The organism is Thermoproteus uzoniensis 768-20 (assembly GCF_000193375.1).
Lineage (GTDB): Archaea > Thermoproteota > Thermoprotei > Thermoproteales > Thermoproteaceae > Thermoproteus > Thermoproteus uzoniensis_A.
The window spans coordinates 836001-852313 of sequence record NC_015315.1; the positions used below are offsets into that span (position 1 = coordinate 836001).

Annotated in this window: 19 protein-coding genes; 12 read left to right on the forward strand and 7 right to left on the reverse strand. The window is 63.6% G+C overall.

Features of this window, described 5'->3' with window-relative positions:
* The first annotated feature begins 3 nt into the window (after positions 1–3).
* Positions 4–840 (forward strand): undecaprenyl-diphosphate phosphatase, encoded by an 837-nt coding sequence (locus tag TUZN_RS04570; protein WP_052886094.1) that lies wholly within the window; start codon positions 4–6, stop codon positions 838–840.
* On the opposite strand, the gene TUZN_RS04575 is transcribed toward TUZN_RS04570, so the two are convergent.
* The 3 genes from TUZN_RS04575 to TUZN_RS04585 are packed head-to-tail and all read right to left on the reverse strand — an operon-like array spanning position 831 to position 4470.
* Positions 831–2681 (reverse strand): glycoside hydrolase family 15 protein, encoded by a 1851-nt coding sequence (locus tag TUZN_RS04575; RefSeq protein ID WP_013679774.1) that lies wholly within the window; start codon positions 2679–2681, stop codon positions 831–833. The genes TUZN_RS04570 and TUZN_RS04575 overlap by 10 nt on opposite strands.
* The gene (kdgK, locus tag TUZN_RS04580) at positions 2678–3610 is read right to left on the reverse strand and encodes a bifunctional 2-dehydro-3-deoxygluconokinase/2-dehydro-3-deoxygalactonokinase (RefSeq protein ID WP_013679775.1); all 933 of its coding nucleotides are present in this window, start codon (positions 3608–3610) and stop codon (positions 2678–2680) included. Before kdgK ends, TUZN_RS04575 begins: the two co-directional genes overlap by 4 nt.
* Positions 3607–4470 carry a bifunctional 2-dehydro-3-deoxy-phosphogluconate/2-dehydro-3-deoxy-6-phosphogalactonate aldolase gene (locus TUZN_RS04585; RefSeq protein WP_013679776.1) on the reverse strand — a complete coding sequence of 288 codons (864 nt, stop codon included), beginning with the start codon at positions 4468–4470 and terminating at the stop codon, positions 3607–3609. The genes kdgK and TUZN_RS04585 overlap by 4 nt, the downstream gene beginning before the upstream one ends.
* Before the next feature lie 42 nt (positions 4471–4512).
* On the opposite strand from TUZN_RS04585, the gene TUZN_RS04590 reads away from it, so the two are divergent.
* From TUZN_RS04590 to TUZN_RS04615, 6 genes are all read left to right on the forward strand, one after another.
* A complete protein-coding gene (locus TUZN_RS04590; RefSeq protein WP_013679777.1) occupies positions 4513–5685 on the forward strand; it encodes a mandelate racemase/muconate lactonizing enzyme family protein in 1173 nt (390 codons plus the stop codon).
* Positions 5686–5816: 131 nt separating this feature from the next.
* Positions 5817–6275 (forward strand): bifunctional nuclease family protein, encoded by a 459-nt coding sequence (locus TUZN_RS04595; protein WP_013679778.1) that lies wholly within the window; start codon positions 5817–5819, stop codon positions 6273–6275.
* Positions 6276–6328: 53 nt separating this feature from the next.
* Positions 6329–6832, forward strand: coding sequence for an Lrp/AsnC family transcriptional regulator (locus tag TUZN_RS04600; RefSeq protein ID WP_013679779.1), 504 nt, complete (start codon positions 6329–6331; stop codon positions 6830–6832).
* 35 nt (positions 6833–6867) lie between these two features.
* Positions 6868–7167, forward strand: coding sequence for a hypothetical protein (locus tag TUZN_RS04605; RefSeq protein ID WP_052886095.1), 300 nt, complete (start codon positions 6868–6870; stop codon positions 7165–7167).
* A gap of 30 nt (positions 7168–7197) precedes the next feature.
* Entirely contained in the window at positions 7198–7452 is a 255-nt protein-coding gene (locus TUZN_RS04610) for an Lrp/AsnC family transcriptional regulator (RefSeq protein WP_013679781.1), read from the forward strand.
* Entirely contained in the window at positions 7452–8156 is a 705-nt protein-coding gene (locus tag TUZN_RS04615) for a class II glutamine amidotransferase (RefSeq protein WP_013679782.1), read from the forward strand. Before TUZN_RS04610 ends, TUZN_RS04615 begins: the two co-directional genes overlap by 1 nt.
* Here TUZN_RS04615 and TUZN_RS04620 read toward each other — a convergent pair.
* The 3 genes from TUZN_RS04620 to TUZN_RS04630 form a co-directional block, all read right to left on the reverse strand.
* Positions 8136–8357, reverse strand: coding sequence for a hypothetical protein (locus TUZN_RS04620; RefSeq protein ID WP_013679783.1), 222 nt, complete (start codon positions 8355–8357; stop codon positions 8136–8138). The two genes, TUZN_RS04615 and TUZN_RS04620, sit on opposite strands and share 21 nt — an antisense overlap.
* A gap of 147 nt (positions 8358–8504) precedes the next feature.
* Positions 8505–9005 carry a hypothetical protein gene (locus TUZN_RS04625; protein ID WP_148678587.1) on the reverse strand — a complete coding sequence of 167 codons (501 nt, stop codon included), beginning with the start codon at positions 9003–9005 and terminating at the stop codon, positions 8505–8507.
* A 33-nt stretch (positions 9006–9038) separates the two neighbouring features.
* Positions 9039–10205 carry a mandelate racemase/muconate lactonizing enzyme family protein gene (locus TUZN_RS04630; protein WP_013679785.1) on the reverse strand — a complete coding sequence of 389 codons (1167 nt, stop codon included), beginning with the start codon at positions 10203–10205 and terminating at the stop codon, positions 9039–9041.
* A gap of 66 nt (positions 10206–10271) precedes the next feature.
* Here TUZN_RS04630 and TUZN_RS04635 point away from each other — a divergent pair, with 66 nt between their 5' ends.
* From TUZN_RS04635 to TUZN_RS04650, 4 genes are read left to right on the forward strand one after another with little or no spacing between them, the layout of a single operon-like run.
* Complete coding sequence (locus TUZN_RS04635) at positions 10272–11126, forward strand: NAD(P)-dependent oxidoreductase (protein WP_013679786.1); 855 nt, start codon at positions 10272–10274, stop codon at positions 11124–11126.
* Between the two features lie 23 nt (positions 11127–11149).
* Complete coding sequence (locus TUZN_RS04640) at positions 11150–11359, forward strand: hypothetical protein (RefSeq protein ID WP_052886096.1); 210 nt, start codon at positions 11150–11152, stop codon at positions 11357–11359.
* 34 nt (positions 11360–11393) lie between these two features.
* Positions 11394–11924: a class I SAM-dependent methyltransferase gene (locus TUZN_RS04645; RefSeq protein ID WP_013679788.1), complete on the forward strand. Its 531-nt coding sequence runs from the start codon at positions 11394–11396 to the stop codon at positions 11922–11924.
* An 18-nt stretch (positions 11925–11942) separates the two neighbouring features.
* Positions 11943–13172: a hypothetical protein gene (locus tag TUZN_RS04650; protein ID WP_013679789.1), complete on the forward strand. Its 1230-nt coding sequence runs from the start codon at positions 11943–11945 to the stop codon at positions 13170–13172.
* On the opposite strand, the gene TUZN_RS04655 is transcribed toward TUZN_RS04650, so the two are convergent.
* Positions 13169–15094 (reverse strand): molybdopterin biosynthesis protein, encoded by a 1926-nt coding sequence (locus TUZN_RS04655; protein WP_013679790.1) that lies wholly within the window; start codon positions 15092–15094, stop codon positions 13169–13171. The genes TUZN_RS04650 and TUZN_RS04655 overlap by 4 nt on opposite strands.
* Before the next feature lie 119 nt (positions 15095–15213).
* Between TUZN_RS04655 and TUZN_RS04660 the strand changes: the two genes are divergently transcribed.
* Positions 15214–16296 (forward strand): AAA family ATPase, encoded by a 1083-nt coding sequence (locus TUZN_RS04660; protein ID WP_013679791.1) that lies wholly within the window; start codon positions 15214–15216, stop codon positions 16294–16296.
* The last annotated feature ends 17 nt before the right edge of the window (positions 16297–16313 follow it).

The window sequence follows — 16313 nt, forward strand, 5'->3', positions numbered from 1 at the left end:
CGTATGAACTGGGCGGTGGACGGCGCCGTGTTGGGGCTGGTGCAGGGCGTCAGCGAGTGGCTCCCCATAAGTAGCAAGACGCAGATAATGTTCGTCTCGACGTATCTATTGGGCCTCACCTTCGGCGCCGCCTACGCCTTCGGCCTCTTCCTGGAGTTCGCCACCTTGGCGGCGGCCGTCATCTACTTCAGGAGGGAGGTCTGGGGCGTGTTGAAGGCCCTCGCCTTGAGGGGCTCGGCGGAGGACAAAATGCTCTTGAAGTATCTAGTCGTCGTCACGTTGGTCACCGCCGCCGTCGCCGCGCCTATATACCTCTACTTCAGCTCCGTCTCGGGCCCCGTCGTGGGCCTGCCAATGATAGCCCTCGGCCTCGTCTTGATCGCGGACGGGCTCCTCATAAGGGCGGCTAGGGAGAGGCACGTGCCGTCGAGAGGCCTCGCGGATCTGCGGATGAGGGACCTCGTGCTGATCGGCGTAGCCCAAGGCCTCGCGGCGTTTCCCGGCGTCAGCAGATCCGGCATAACCGTGTCGGCCATGTTGCTCATGGGAGTGAGGCCCAGAGACGCCTTTAGGCTGTCCTTCCTCGCGCTCATACCCGCCGCGCTCGGCGCGTCTGTGTTGCCCCTCCTGGCCTCCCGGCACGAGGTCCTGGCCGCGGTGTCCCTCGTGTCCCCGCAGGGCCTGGCCCTCGCGGCCGTGGTGGCCACCGCGGCGAGCCTTCTGCTGATAGAGGCGTTGCTTAGGCTTGCCTCGAGCAGGCGGATAGTGCCTCTGGTGATCGGGCTGGGGGCCGTGGCTATAGCCGGCGGGACTCTCGGCGTCTTGGCAGGCTACGGCTGAGCCCCGCCGCAACAAGTCTTCCTTATGGCATACAGCGCCCTTAAATACTCCGCGTGGCTCCAGGCCAGCGGCTGGACCGAGACTGGCGAGCCGTCGAAGGGGCTTATCTGCTCTGGCAACAGCCCCGACGGGCTGGCCTTGGACTCGGCCCACTTGACCAGCTCCTCGGCCCTCGCGGTCTGGCCCAACGCCGCGTAGTATTCGGCCAGCCACATGGTCGTTATTATCCACGGGTTGCCGGGGATCCCGGAGTAGTCGCCCGGCACTCTCTGGTAGTAGTCGCCCTCGTACCTCGCAAGCCCGCCGACGCCTCTCACCCAGAGCGCGCCCTCCACGGCCTTGACCGTGGCGGCCACTCTGGGGTCGTCCGGCTCGAAGATCCCCAGGAGGGGCAGAGCCAAGAGGCTCGCGTCGACCGTCCTGTCGACCTCCACGACCCTCCCGTCGTCTATCCTCACAGTCCTCACGAATCTGCCCAGCGCCTTGTCGAACATGTGCTCCGCCACGGCCTCCTTGACCGACTGGGCGGCCGACATCCAGCGGTCTGAGTCCTCCTCCTCGCCTAGGAAGTCGGCGAACTTCGCCGCCGCCCTCAAGCCGGCGTAGACGGCCGCCGCAGTATAGGCGTGGACTCCCAGCCTCTCCTCCCAGAGGTCGAAGGACTCGAGGGGGAGGCCCAGCTTCTCGTCTCTGAAGCTCGCCATGAAGTCCGCGGCGTCTCTGATCAGCGGATAGGCCCTCTTCAGCAAGTCGTAGTCCTTCGCGAGCTCGAAGTGGCGCCAGAGGGCGTGCAGGAATATGGCGGTCTCGTCCTCCTGTATGTTCAACGACTTCCTCCCCCTTGCCGTCCAGGGATGCCACGTGGAGCCGAAGGTGCCGTCTGGGTTGTACTTCTGGAAGAAATAGCCCGAGCGGGTCTTGGCGAGGAGCGAGAGGGCGAACTCGTAGAACCTCTTGGTTATTGCCGCGTATCCGTACTCGTCGAGGGCCATCGCCACGTAGGCGGCGTCGCGGGGCCAGACGTAGGCGTAGGTGTCGAGGTTGAACTTGAGTATGTCGGTGTCTAGAGAGGCCGCGATCGCGCCGTTGTCCCCTATATGGGCCAGCAAGACGGCGACTGACTGGGCCACGAGCCTCTCGGGGTGGCGCCCGGAGACGGCCCTCCAGTAGCCCGCGTTCCTCTTCTCGTAGTACTGGGGCCTCGCCCTCAGCGACTTGTGGACCTCCAAAACCTCCTCCCTGCTCCTCCCTGCGACTATCCAATAGTAGAAGCTGGGGTAGGCCACAGATACGGCGGAGTCCACCGAGCCCTGCGCTATGGGGTTCTTCCCCAAGGCGCCGTCCTCGCAGTCCTTCAACACGACGCCCATGTCCCTCCGCCCTATGTTGTACTCGTAGAGCTGGTGGCTGGAGCCGGCGAGGAACCAATACCCCTCCTTGTAGTGGATAACAGCGTCGGCCTCCGGGTCGTAAAACGCCGTGTCGCTCTGCGGCGCCTCCATTATTCTGAAGTCGTGGTAGAACAACACTCTGACGAGCCCTCCGCCCCTTATGTCGACCCTCCTCACGTAGACGTCCCTGTTGAAGTCCACGAAGTCGAGGAACTCGATCTCGAGCCCGTCCCACCTAGCCCTCATCTTGGCTGTGAGGCCCTCCATCTCTATGGACTTCTCCATCGACTCAAGCCAGGCGAACTTCCCGTCGTGCCACAAGCCGACCTTGAACCTCCCGCCGAACGCGTGGTTGTAGCGGCCGACGTAGGGGTAGTAGAGGTCGGCTATGTAGAAGTCCTTGTCCAGCAAGACGGTCAGCCGCCCGTTGCCCAAAATAGCGCTCCTCATAGCGACGACAACAGCCTCTCGGCGTCTGCCGGCGTCGGGACGGCCTCGTTGTCCCCCCTGACGGTGACCACTAGCGTTGAGGCGGCGGCCGCGAGGTCCAAGGCCCTCTCCGGCGGCGTGCGGGAGAGGTACAGCGCGGCGAAGTAGCCCGCCATGGCGTCGCCGGCCCCCGTCGGGTCCTCGACAGGCACGGCGTAGGCCCGCCTGAAGTACTTACCCCCGTCGTGGAACACGTAGGCGCCCCTAGCCCCCTCCTTGTAGACAAGCACCTCGACCCCGAGCTCTCTATACCTCCTATACGCCTCGTCGGGGTCCGACACGCCCAGCACTATCCTCGTGTCGTCGGGATCTGTGAAGAGTATCTCGACCCCTCCCCTCAAGGCCCTCAACACGGCCTCCCTAGCCGCCTCGGGGCTGGGCCAGAGGGCCGGCCTTATGTTCGTGTCGAAGGTCCTCCTAGCGGCGTGCTCGAAGGCGAGGTAGACGGCCTCTCTGGCCGACTCGCTTATTGCTAGGGTAATGCCGGTGGAGTGGACCGCGTCGGCCGACTTGACGTACTGGACGTCGACGTCCTCTGGCGAGAGTCGGCTCCCGGCGCTACCCCTCCTGTAGTAGACCAAGACAGACCGGCCGGGCACGGGGTAGTGTCTCTGGACGAAGTATATGCCGGTGGGCGCCCCTCCGTCCACCCTCACCCTGGACACGTCCACGCCTCTGCCCCTGAGGTACTCGAGGACGGCCTTCCCGAACTCGTCGTCGCCGACTCTCGCTATCAGGCCGCAGGAGGCGCCCGCCATAACCGCCGCGACGCAGAAGTTGGCCTCGGACCCGGCTATGTGCCTCTCGAAGTAGTTGACGTACCTGAGGGGGCCCGGCGTCACGGCGTTGAGCTGCACCAGCGGCTCGCCCAGCGCCACCAGACGGATCATAGGGCCAGCTTGGCCTTGGCCTGCGCGACAGCGGCCTTAAGCCAGGCCTTCTCCTCGGGGTCCAAGGGGTATATGGGGGGCCTAGGCTCGCCCGCGTCGTATCCCTGGAATATCTCGACCAGCTCGTAGACCGCCGAGGAGTACCCCAGAGGCCTCGCCGCCTCCAGTATCTCGTCTATGGCGAACTGGATAGAGCGGGCCCTCTCGACGTCGCCCCGCGCCACGGCCTCCCTCAGACGGGCCAAGGCCTCCGGGACGTAGTTCGCCGAGGAGGCCACGACGCCGTCGAGGCCCACCGAGAAGGACGCCAGCACTAGGGAGTCCGACCCGTTGTAGACCTTCATGTGGGGCATCAGCCTCTTGTAGGCCAAGGTGTGGGCTATATTCTCGTTTGTGTCCTTCACGCCCTTGAGGCACCCGATCTCCCTAGCCGCTTTGGCGTCGACGTCTCTCCCCACGGCGGCGGGGTAGTTGTAGAGGTAGACGGGGCGCGACGTGGCGGCGCAGAGATCTCTGAAGTACTTGGCTATCTGCCTCTCCGAGAGCCTGGGGAAGTAGTAGGGGGGCACCGAGGCCACGGCCTCCACGGCGTCGAACCTCTCGGCGTATTTGGCCAACGCCACCGCGTCGTCGAGGACGAGCGACCCGATCTGGAAGATCACGCGTCTGGCTACAGAGGCCGCGGCCTCCAGAAGGGCCTTCCTCTCCTCGACCGAGAGGGCGGGGCCCAGCCCGGTCGTCCCGGCGACGAAGACGGCGTCGACGCCCTTGGCGGTTATGTTCCTTATGTGCTCGGCGTATAGGTCCAGATCGATCTTGCCGTTCCTGAACGGGGTAATCACAGGCGCGATTATGTCCATGCCACCTAAACCACATCTATAAATAGAGTTTCCCATCCACACATGGCGAAGATATCCGAGATAGAGCCCCTAGTCCTCTACGAACAAGAGGCCGACGCCCGTTGGGCCTCCTACTCCATACTGGTCAAGGTCGTCACGTCGGACGGGAGGGTCTCCTACGGCGAGGCAGTCCCCACCTTGAGGGTGTTGCCCGTCGTCTCCGCCGTGAGGCAGGTGGCGAGGGCCTTCGTCGGGAGGGACCCCCACGAGATCTCCGCCGCCTTCTACGAGTGGTATAGGCAGGACTTCTTCCTGTCGCGCTCCTTCGAGAGCGCCACAGCCCTAAGCGCCATAGACATGGCCCTCTGGGATCTAAAGGCCAGAGAGCTCGGGGCGCCCCTCCACGAGCTGCTCGGCGGCGCCATACGCACGAGGGTGCCCGTCTACGCCAACGGCTGGTATGGCGGCTGTAGAGACGCCGCTTGTTTTGCCGAGAGGGCTAAGGAGGTAGTGAAGAGAGGCTACACAGCCCTCAAATTCGACCCGTTCAAGGACAGCTTCAACTACATAACGCCCAAGAGGCTGAAGGAAGCCGAGGAGATAGTGGCGGCGGTGAGGGAGGCCGTAGGGGACGAAGTCGACATACTAATAGAGCACCACGGCCGTTTCGACGCCAACGCGGCCGTCGAGATAGCCAAGAGGCTGGAGCCGTACAATCCCTACTTCATGGAGGAGCCCGTCCACCACGAGGATATCGAGGCCTACAGGAAGTACAAGGCGGCGACCAGCTTGAGGGTAGCCATGGGCGAGCGGCTCATAAGCGCCAAGGAGGCGCTCCAGTACATGGCCGAGGGCCTCGTCGACGTGGTTCAGCCCGACGCCTGCAACATAGGCGGCGTGACGGGGAGCCTCAAGGTGGCCACGCTCGCCGAGGCCTTCAGCGTGGAGGTCTCCTACCACAACGCCTACGGCCCCGTCCAGTTCGCGGTGGAGGTCCAGCTATCCGCCGTCACGCCGACTCTATACAGGCTGGAGTCCTTCTACGACTTCTGGCCCCAGTGGAAGAGGGATCTCATAGGCGATCCCTTCAAGACAGTCGACAGCTCGGTCGAGGTGCCCAAGAGGCCGGGCATAGGCGTCGACGTGAACGAGAAGGCGGTGGAGCGCTATAAGGCGGAGCCGAGGGAGATACAGCCCACCGAGGAGCCCGTCTGGGTGGTCAGAGGGACTTGGTGATCAGCCTGGTTTAGGACGCTTCACCAATCGTGGCCGCTTCCTCATCACGCCCCAAAACACGCGGCGGCTAAAAAGTTGTCTGCCGAAGGGGCCGGCCCCAATGGATTTATAAGCCGGTTGAGGTAGAGTCAATGGTTAGGTACCTCAAGGGGGAGCTGATCTCGGTCGTCGAGGCGTACGACAGGGCCGGGCAACAGGTCGGCGTCATGCTCATAGGCGCGGACGAGTGGGGCGATAGGGCTCTGCCCATAATTATCGGAGGCTCCGAGATGATATCCATAAAGAAGGGGCTGGGGGAGCTGGACTTCCCGCGCCCGTTGAGCCACGACCTCTTCATGGAGATCCTCGAGACTCTGGGGGCCTCGGTCGAGAAGGTGACTATAGACGCCATGATAAACGGCACGTATACGGCCACCGTCTACGTCAGGGACAGCTCGGGCAAAGTCCACACGTTCGACGCGAGGCCCAGCGACGCCGTGGCGTTGGCCGTCAGGGCGGGCGCTCCCATCTACGTCGCCGAGACGCTCGCCAACCTGGCCGAGGACGTCTCGAACTATTTGCCTCCCCCGAGCGGGAAGGTAGGGGACTGAACTGCGCGGTCTTAATTCCGCATTGTTTAATAATCTCTTAGATTTTATCCCGTATGGACGAGATAGACAAGAAACTACTGGAGCTGTTGCAGATAGATGGCAAGAAGACGTTGCAGGAGCTGGCGGAGGCTGTGAATAGGCCGAAGACGACAATAGCCTCCAGAATCAAGAGGCTTGAAGACAAGGGCTATATAATGGGGTACAAGGCCATAGTCAACCCGTTCCTATTGGGCTACCAAGTCCTGGCGTTCGTCATGGCCAGCGTGAGGAGGGGGGAGGTGAAAGGCGAGAAGCCGCTCCAGGAACAGTTGGCCGAGAAGATCCTGGCCGACTGCTCGGGCAAGGGCGACCTCCCCTTCGTCGAGGAGGCCTACATAATCACGGGCCCCTACGACCTCCTGCTCAAGGTCTGGGCCCGCGACATAAAACAGCTCTCCTCGTTCCTCGTGTCCTACCTCGCCTCCATGCCGGATATACAGAGGACCGAGACCTTGATGGTCCTCGAGATAGTGGACGACTGGCGGCGCCGCCACATGCCGGCGGTTGCCGGCCCCTGAGGGAAAAACTTATAACGAGTCCCCAACCCCACCTCGTGTCAAGAAGGAGGAAGATGTACTACTACGAGGAGGCCCCCATAGCCGCCATGGGGCGCACTCCGGCGGAGGCTCGGGTCTATAAATACGTCGAGTGCTCTGTCGTCGAGAAGTCGGCCACGGCGTTGACCGCCATGTGTAAGCCGAACACCCTCATCAAGATATACAAGCAGGAGGGCGAGGGGGTCGAGTACGTCGTGGAGTTCACCGACACCGACACGGGCCTGACCGAGAAGTACAGGGTGGACCTCTCCACGGCCGTGGTTATCAGGAGGTACCTCGAATCCCGTTCGAGGTAATGTATATAAGCTATTTACAACTATATTGACATGGAGGCGCTAGTGTTCATAAACGTGGATATAGGCACCGAGGACTCGGTAATGGAGCAGCTGTCCAAGGTGCCGGAGGTTTCGGCCGTCTTCTTCGTCTACGGCCCCTACGACTTAATAGTCAAGTTGAACTCCGACGACGCCGAGAAGCTCAGGGCAATTATAAGGGACAAGATAAGGAAAATCCCCGGCGTCCGGTCGACCACCACGCTCATAGTGGCGAAGACACTCCAGAGGGCGGGCCCGCCCTATTAATGTGTAGATTTTACATATACTCCGGAGTCCCCCAAGAAGATCTGCACAGGGCATTGCGGCTGGCCGCCGAGAGAGATCCATACGCGCCCGGCGGCTTCCAGCACGGCGACGGCTGGGGATACGCTGTCTACACGATGGGCGGGTCTCTGGCCTACTACAGATCGGCGAGGGCTATCTGGAAGGATCCCCACGTGCCTCCTCTGGGCCTGGCCGGCCTCGCCCACGCTAGGGCGGCGTCAAAGGGGGAGCCCCTCGGCCTCCTCTACGCCCATCCGTTCCAGGCGGAGACGCCCGACGGGCGGGTCATATACGTGGCGCACAACGGGTCGGTGGACAAGACGGCGCTCGCCGCGGCCCTGGGCCTAGACCCCAAGCTGTTCTCCGACAGCTGGCTCCTGGCCCTTTTCCTCGCCGCCCGTTGGGCCGATCCGGAAGCCGCCTTGGCGGAGGCCCTTAAATACGTCAAGACAGCCTTAAACCTGGCCGTGTTGGAGTTGCCGGGGCCTAAGGCCTACGCCTACTCCTACTACAGACTGCCCGAGGGCCCCGATAGGGACGTCTACGAGAGGTACTACAGGCTGTATAGGGTGCGGGGGAATGGCTGGGAGGCCGTCGTCTCCTCCACCCTCGTGAGGCATATCGGAGGCGCGCCGGAGCCTCTGGAGTTGGGCAGGCTCTACGTCCTAGAGCCGCACGGCCTTTAGCCTCCTCGCCGAGGCGACTTCCTCCTCGAGATACCACTCAACCAAGAGCTCTTCCCTCTCGGCGAGCCGGACCGCCGCCGAGAAGGCCCGCTCCCACCTATCGTACTCGCCCACCACAGCCCAGCCCTGCCCTATTAGGGAGAGGTCCTCGTTCTTCCCCGATATTAATAGCCTATCGCCCTTGCGGAATACCCGGAACATGTATACGCGGCGTATACTTCTTTAAAAGACCGGGATTTTGTGGAGGGGAGTTTAACCCTAAGTACGTAGAAACTTTCGGCGACCTCTCGTGATGAGGCGCGTGAGGCGGCGTGGATGGCCGGAGATATACGGCTGATCCGACCGCGGCTACTCCAGACGTCTGAGGACGGCCGCCAGGACGACGACCTTAGCCAAATCGGCCGCGAAAGGCACTTCCCAGAGGCCTAGCAAGATCAGGGGGATTGTGTACGCGAAGACGGCCGCCGAGGCCAGAAACGCCGACGACAACGACGGGAAGTCCCTCTTGAGCCGCGCATATATGAAGTAGCCCATGACGGGCTCGCCCCAGTAGGCGACCGCTATCATCGCCGCGCCTATCTGTAGCCCGAGGGCCAACGCGGCGACCCCGGCGGCGGCGAGCCCTATGACGGGAATTCCCAAGAGCTTGAAGGCCTTGCTCTCCAGAGCGCTCCCGAAGCTCCGGTAGACGTATACGGCAAGGGCCACGAGGACGGCCATGACGGCTATGTTGAGAGGGTTCGAGACGCCTAGGTAGTACGCCGACGGCGCGAGGAACAGTATCAGGACTCCGGCCGCGATGCTCCCCCGCATGCCCCTGGACAGCCCGACTGGGTATTCGGTTGCCATCGACGCCTACGCGATATGTGGAAATAACGTTTGCTACCAAGTGCCCCTCACGGCCCAGCTGGGCCCAGACGGCGGCTCCAACTCGCCGGGCTCCGCCTTATAGCGCTCCACCGCCTTCTCGTCCACGTCCACGCCGATGCCGGGCCTTCTGGGGACCTCCACGTATCCGGCCTCCACGGGGAGAGCGCCGCGTATCAACTCCCTTTTCCACTGGGGCCAGAAGTCGTAGAAGGACTCCTGCACGGCGAAGTTGGGTATCGCCGCGTCGAGCTGTATAGTGGCGGCGTGTAGGACCGGCCCGTTGGCGTTGTGGAAGGCCATTAACGCCCCGAATGCCTCGGCCAAGGCCGCCGCCTTCCTCGCCTCCGTGGGGCCTCCGAACCTCCCGAGATCCACCTGGACGTAGTCGGCATAGCGCACGTACTGCAACAGCTGGCCCATACTCACCACGCGTTCCCCCAACGCAACCGGCACCCGCGCCGCAGATCTGAACCTGGCCAGCCCCTCCAGATCCTCGGGGTGGACCGGCTCCTCCATGAAGTATATCCCGTAGGGCCTCAACGCCTCGGCGGCCCTTATGGCAGACTCCGCGTTGAAGCGCCCGTGGCACTCTATTAGTATGTCGACTTCGTCCCCTACGGCCTCCCTCACGGCGGCCACTATCTCGGCCGCCTTCTTGAGCGACGTCCGGTCGAGCACGTCGAAGCTATCGCCGAACGGGTCGAATTTGAGGGCTGTGTAGCCTCTCTTCACTACCTCCTTAGCCCTCTCGGCAAAACAAGCGGCGTCTCTACAGCCGCCATACCAGCCGTTGGCGTAGAGGCGTATTTTGTCCCTCGTCAAGCCTCCGAAGAGCAGGTGGAGGGGCGCCCCGAGCTCTCTGCCTATTATGTCCCAGGACGCCATGTCGAAGGCGCTTAGGGCGGCGACGGACTCTAGGGATATGGAGTAGTTGAAGTCCAGCTTGTACCAGAACGATCTGTTGGCCTCGACGTTGTGGACGTCCCTCCCGTGCATGGCCTTCCCGAGGATCCTCACCATGGCGGCCACGGAAGACGCGCGTATCGACGTCAACGTCTCGCCCCATCCGACTCTCCCGTCCTTCGTCACGACCTTGACCAGCAAGACGCTGGAGGCCCACGGCGCGGGGTCCTCGGCGCCTCCCGATAGCAGATAGGGCTCCACCTCTGCAACCGCCATATGGGAACCTCGGCCCGGCTTTAAAACGTAGCGAGTATACAAATAAATAGAGGGACGCGTCCCTCCATGCGGGTATCGGTCGTGGGCCTCGGGCGGATGGGGAGGGGGATCGCCCGCAATTTGGCCAGGAAAGGCCACGAGGTGCGGGGCTACGACGTGTCCGAGGAGGCCGTGAAGGCCGCCAGCGTCGCCCCGTGCGAGTTGCCCAAGTGCTTCGAGGCGGACTACGTGGTGCTTGCGCTCCCCACCGGCAAGGAGGTCCTAGAGGTCTTGAGGTCGGCGCCGGCGACAGACGCGGTGGTGGTCGACACCACGACGCAGAGCTTGTCCGAGCTGAGGTCTGTCCTGGAGGCGGCCAGGGGGCTCAAATACCTGACCTGTAGAGTGGAGCGCGGGCCTAAAGACGCGGAGGAGGGGAGGCTCGTGCTCTACGTCGGGGGGCCTAGGGATCTCTTCGAGAAGGCCTCCGGCTTCCTCTCCCAGCTGGGCGAGCCGCTCTACGTGGGGACCCACGAGCAGGCGACGGTCTTGAAGCTCGTGAGCACGGCGCTCCTCGTCGCCAACACGGCCGCCCTCGCCGAGGCCGCCGAGATCTTGAGGCGGTTCGGCTTCGACCAAGAGGCCGCCGTGTCCCTTCTGTCCAAGGGAGGCGCCGCGTCTGCCCAGCTAAACGCCCGCATGCCCGCCATGTTGAGGGGCCAGTTCTCCGTGGGCTTCTCCGCCCAGCAGGCGGAGGCCGTGTTGCGCCAGTTGCAGGAGCTGGCGGAGGAGCTCGGCGTCGAGGTACTGCCGGTCATGGGGAAGGTGAGGGAGCTCTTGAGAGCTGCGGCGGCCGCCGGGATCGGCGGGGACGACATAGCGGAGCTGGTGCTCTACGTGAGGTCGCTCAACGTGCAGAATCCGCACTCTCCGCGTAGGTGATAAACCCGCGCCGGCTACCCTTCGTGGAGGCCGTCGAGGTGCCCGGCTGTCCCAACGGCAGCTTGTTCGTCGTGTCCTACCTAATGGAGAAGCGCCCTAGGACCGCCAAGTTCCTCGTCCCGGACAGCGACTGCGTCGCCGTGCTCCGCTTCATTCTGCCCCACATGGGGTACTCCCACAGAGTAGCCAGAAGGGAGAAGGGGTGGCTCGTGGAGGTCGAGAAGGCGCAGTAGCGGAAAGGATAAAAGGCCGGGGAGAGGCTTCGAGGTGCGAGGCGCCCGGCCGCAACGGGGCGACGATCCGTTCTCCGATCTGGACTCCTACGATATAAGAGGCTCGGTCCTCGACGTGGGGACCGGAGGGGGCAACGTGGTGAGGTATCTGCTGTCGAGGGGAGTCTCCGAGATATGGAGCGTCGACGTCGATCCCTGGGCGCTCTCTTGGGCGGAGAGGGAGTTCAAAGACGCCGTAAGGGCCGGCGTGTTGAGGCTGTTGAGGGCGAGGGCCGAGGAGCTGCCTTTCGAGGACGGGCGGTTCGACTACGTGGTGTCGTTCGCCGCGGTCCACCACTTCTCCGACGTGGCCGCCGCCTTGTCCGAGATGGCCAGAGTCTCCAGAGGACTTGTGCTGGTCTACGACTGGGCGCCCGAGTCGGCCGGCTTGACGAACCCCCACAGCGCGCGGGAGCTGGCCGCGGCCATGGAGGCCGCCGTGGAGGCGGGCAGACGGCTGGGGTACAGCGCTGAGAGGAGAGGGCTGTGGTACAAACTCGTGCTTGTCAAGGGAAGGCTTTTATAATAGCCTACTCCCCTGCACGTGGGGATCAGCAGACGGGCCTTCCTCGCCGCAATCCCGGCCGCCCTCGCCATAACCCTGCTCTACGTCTACGAGAACTACAGCGAGGTCCTCTGCCTCACAGGTAAATGCCCGCCTTCGACGTCCACGGCGCGGACGGCCGCCTCAGCGACGGCCACGCCCTCGACGACGCAGACGGCCTCCTCGACGACAGTCACGGCGTCCGGCGCCTCGGCTGGCCGCGGCCTTGTTCTGCCCGCCTCGCTCCCCGGCACCATATCGTTCAACGGAGGCGTGGTGCTTTCCGACGGCGCTATAGCCTTCCAGCTCACGCCGGGACAGACCGGCGACTACGCAGTACTTCTGGAGGACGGCGTATTGAGAACTCTCCCGGAGGACGCCGTAATAACGCCGAACCGCGACTACTCCAACATAACTGGCTCGCAGATAGTCAACGGGCTCTACTTCTTCGGCGGAGGCGAGGAGGCGCCGGCTCCCTGGTCGCCGTGCGCGGTCCCGTGCGCCCCGTATATATCTGTATACGACGGGTCGGCGCTCAAGATACTGAAGATACCCAGCGGCAGTTGCGACAACATGAACTTCACGGGCGTGGCCTACGACGGCGAGCTGTACTACGCCTTCGGCGGCGCCAACGCCGGTAGCGAGACGGGAGGGACCGGGGTGGCGGTGTTGGGGCCTGACCTAAGCATAAGGGCGATGAACGGCCTCTCCTTCTACGACGACGCTGGGAACTTCCTCAACATGTACCGCTCCGGCCCGAAGCAGTATAGGTCCGGGCGGATATACACTCTGGCCTACAACGGCGGGAAGCTCTTCCTCGAGTCTATCAAGTTGCCGATCCCCAATGCGGGCAGGATCTGCTTCCAGCAGAACATCGCGCCGAGGTTCGAGGCGTTGGTGGCGACGGACTTCAACGCGTCGGCGATCCCCGTCTTGGCCGAGGACCTCTCCGTCGCCTACTTCAACGGCTCCGAGGTGGTGCACAAGGCGGCCGACGGCGAGGTGCTGGAGAGGGTGAAGGTGCCGAATCCCCAGGGCAACGTCTACATCAAGGTGGTCAACGGCGTCTTGGTCGTCGCTAACCAAGACGGGTGCGTCTTCAGGGTGCTCGCGCCCGTGCAGAAAGAGTTCAGAGGACTCGGGTTCGTGGACTGGCGCGGCTACGCCGCGGTCTTCGCCTCGTGCTCCTTATCCTCGGGGACGCCGGTCGAGCTGGCCCCCCTACTCTAAAACTCCGCAATTACCTCGCCCGTCTCCGGGAGCTTCTTGTACCCCGGCGGCAGGTCCTCGACGGACTTCACGGCCTCTATCAACGGCCTCGCCCTAGGCAAGGCGTCGCGCCTCACGAGGAGGTCGTAGATCTCCCAGCCCACCGGTATGAAGTCGAGGCCGTAGAGCTCCGCGGCGTATCTTATGGCGAGGCCCACGTCTGCCCTCCCCTGCGCCACCGCGGCGGCCACCGCCGTGTGGGTCCTCACCTCGTATGTATAGCCCCTTATAGACCTCGCCAGCTCCTCAAGCGAGACGCCTCTGGATCTGGCTATCCTCTCCAGGTTGAGGTCGAGGAGGGTTCTCGTCCCGGTGCCTCTCGATCTGTTCACCATAACCACGTCGCTCCGCAGGAGGTCCTCGAAGCCCTTTATCCTCTTGGGGTTGCCCCTCGCCACGACGAGGCCCTGCTCTCTAGCGAAGCCTCTGACCAATACGGCGTCCTTGACTCCGAGCTTTCTGACTACGGGCACGTTGTACTCGCCGGTCTCTGGATCCAACATGTGGGTGCCGGCGAGGTCTGCCTCGCCTCTCTTGACCGCCAGTATGCCGCCCATAGACCCCACGTAGACGGCCTTTACGTCAAATCGGGCCAGTATTCTGTCCAGCAGTATGTCGTTGCTGCCTATGAAGTAGAGGGACGCGGGCCGGTAGCGCTCGAACAGCCTCACCTCCACCACCTCCCCCTCGTCGAGGAACTCGACGTCTTCGGGGATCACGACGTAGCCGTCCGCCCTCGCGAGCACCGATATGGCGCCGGACTCCGCGTTGAGGGGATAGGCCGCCATCTCGCCCCCTTTGTCTATCAAGACCACCGGGTATAGGGAGCGGCGGCCCTTGGCGCCCTCCGTCTTGACGGAGAGCCTCGCCTTATAGACGGCGGGGGGCTCCGGCCTCATGCACTGCATCGCCAACAACGCCGGCCTAACCACGGCGTGGAATATCATGAGGGCGCTGGAGGGATAGCCGGGGAGGCCCACCACGAGCTTGCCCCCAGCCTCCGCCGCGACGGTCGGCTTGCCGGGCCTCACCTTTATGCCGTGGAACAAGATCCTCCCGAACTCGCCCAAGATCCGGTAGGTCAGGTCGGCCATCCCGGCCGAGGTGCCGCCCGATATGAGGACGACGTCGGCCTTGGCCAAGGCCTCCTCGAGGGCCTTCCTATAGGCCGAGGGGTCGTCGGGAACCCTCCCCACTATTATGGGCGCCCCGCCCGCCTCGGCCACGGCCGCGGCTATGGAGAACGTGTTGACGTCGTAGAGCTTGCCCGGCCTCAGAGGGGCGCCGGGCTCCTCCAGCTCGTCCCCCGTCGATATTATGGCGACCTTAGGCCTCCTGAAGACCTCGACCTTCCTAAAGCCGGCGGCGGCCAACACGCCTATCTCCCTCTGGGTCAGCTTCGTGCACCTCCTCAGCAGGAGCTCGCCCGCCGAGAAGTCCGAGCCTGCCGGCATAATGTTCTCGCCGGGATAGGCCGATCTGTAGACGGTGACGGTCCCGCCCCTCTCCGAGGTGTACTCGACCATCACTACTGAGTCGGCCCCGCGCGGGATTGGGGCGCCCGTAGCCACCTCGGCCGCCTCGCCTCTAGACAGCTCGAAGTCGGGGAAGCCGCCTGCCTCGACCCTCCCCTTCAGTTTAAGGGAAACCGGCAAGAGCTCGCTGGCGCCGGCCAGATCCGCCGACAGGACGGCGTATCCGTCCACAGTGCTCCTATCGAAGGGCGGCACGTCGACGGGGGAGTAGACGTCCTCGGCCAAGACGCGGCCGTAGGCCTCCTCCAGAGGCACCTCCTCGACCCCGAGCGGCTTGGCCAGCCTCATCAACGCCTCGACCGCCTCGTCCAACGTGATCAAGTCGTGGAATATAACCCGCTTCTCCACGCCACTACGAACATACTATAAATATTAGAACGGCTCGATACGCCGAGGGGCGCGGACGGCAGTAGGTAGCCGAGACGGCGGCTTTATACCTATAAAGTAACTTTATACCTATCAAGTACGTGTATTTCGACCCCAGGCCCAAGAGATCTCGGGAAGATCTCTACGACAGAGAGGCGGAGATCGAGGCGCTGAAGGCCATGAGGGCGCCCATGTCGTTGGTGTTGGGCCTCAGAAGAGCCGGGAAGTCCTCCGTGATCCTCGTCGCCTTGTCGGAGCTGGGGCACCCGTCGGTGTACGTGGACGCGAGGGAGTTCGAGGGAGAGCTGTACATAGCCTATAAGGACCTGGCGCGGGCGCTCGGCGACGCCCTCTCTGCGCCGCTTAGGAGGTTCCCGAAACTCGCCGAGGCGTTGAGGACTGTGAGGGGGATATCCGTCGCGGGTCTGCGGGTCGAGCTGGAGTGGGGGAGAGAAAGGGCGGGCCTAGCCGACGTCTTGAAGGCGTTGGATAGATGGGCGGAGCGGGAGGGGGAGAAGGTAGTCGTGGCCCTAGACGAGGCCCAGGAGCTGAGCAAGTTGAGGGGCTACGACGTGCTCCCGGCGCTGGCGTACGCCTACGACAACCTCAAGAACATCTACTTCATACTCAGCGGGTCGGCCGCCGGCCTGATGGACAGATTCCTCAAGCTCCAAGACCCGCGGTCGCCTCTCTACGGGCGCTACCTCGAGCGCGTGGAGCTGAAGCCCTTCAGTAAGGAGAAGGCCGCGGACTTCCTGGCGCGGGGCTGTGAGCAGTACGGCGTGGATCCGCCCGACGTCGACGCGGTCTACGGAACCCTCGGCGGTTCTCCGGGCTGGCTCACCTACTTCGGCCACCTATACGTCCAGCTGAAGGACGTCGAGGAGGCGCTTAGGCGGACGGTCTCGTACGCTGTCGGCCTAATAAGGCAAGAGTTCGAGAACTTCTTGAGGGGGAGGGAAGCCGCCGAGAGGAGATACCGCGCCGTCATGGAGATGGCGGCAGGTTGCGCCGCCTGGAGCGAGGTCAAGAGGGGGCTGGAGGCCAGAGAGGGCCGCACCATAAACGACGCGGAGGTGACCAAGCTGTTGAGGAACCTCGTGGACTACTCCTTCCTCGAGAGGCGGGGCGACCTCTACTGCCCTGCAGATCCCCTGATAGCGAGGGCCTTTCGACCGAGGTAGACAGCAGACGTGAGCCG

Excerpts from the sequence above, each read along its gene's own strand:
- TUZN_RS04610 (WP_013679781.1), top strand. The coding sequence starts at position 7,198 with ATGGAGGCGCTAGTGTTCATAAACGTGGATATAGGCACCGAGGACTCG.
- TUZN_RS04625 (WP_148678587.1), bottom strand. The coding sequence starts at position 9,005 with ATGGCAACCGAATACCCAGTCGGGCTGTCCAGGGGCATGCGGGGGAGC.
- TUZN_RS04635 (WP_013679786.1), top strand. The coding sequence starts at position 10,272 with ATGCGGGTATCGGTCGTGGGCCTCGGGCGGATGGGGAGGGGGATCGCC.
- TUZN_RS04590 (WP_013679777.1), top strand. The coding sequence starts at position 4,513 with ATGGCGAAGATATCCGAGATAGAGCCCCTAGTCCTCTACGAACAAGAG.
- kdgK (WP_013679775.1), bottom strand. The coding sequence starts at position 3,610 with ATGATCCGTCTGGTGGCGCTGGGCGAGCCGCTGGTGCAGCTCAACGCC.
- TUZN_RS04630 (WP_013679785.1), bottom strand. The coding sequence starts at position 10,205 with ATGGCGGTTGCAGAGGTGGAGCCCTATCTGCTATCGGGAGGCGCCGAG.
- TUZN_RS04615 (WP_013679782.1), top strand. The coding sequence starts at position 7,452 with ATGTGTAGATTTTACATATACTCCGGAGTCCCCCAAGAAGATCTGCAC.
- TUZN_RS04570 (WP_052886094.1), top strand. The coding sequence starts at position 4 with ATGAACTGGGCGGTGGACGGCGCCGTGTTGGGGCTGGTGCAGGGCGTC.
- TUZN_RS04600 (WP_013679779.1), top strand. The coding sequence starts at position 6,329 with ATGGACGAGATAGACAAGAAACTACTGGAGCTGTTGCAGATAGATGGC.
- TUZN_RS04585 (WP_013679776.1), bottom strand. The coding sequence starts at position 4,470 with ATGGACATAATCGCGCCTGTGATTACCCCGTTCAGGAACGGCAAGATC.
- TUZN_RS04595 (WP_013679778.1), top strand. The coding sequence starts at position 5,817 with ATGGTTAGGTACCTCAAGGGGGAGCTGATCTCGGTCGTCGAGGCGTAC.
- TUZN_RS04575 (WP_013679774.1), bottom strand. The coding sequence starts at position 2,681 with ATGAGGAGCGCTATTTTGGGCAACGGGCGGCTGACCGTCTTGCTGGAC.
- TUZN_RS04620 (WP_013679783.1), bottom strand. The coding sequence starts at position 8,357 with ATGTTCCGGGTATTCCGCAAGGGCGATAGGCTATTAATATCGGGGAAG.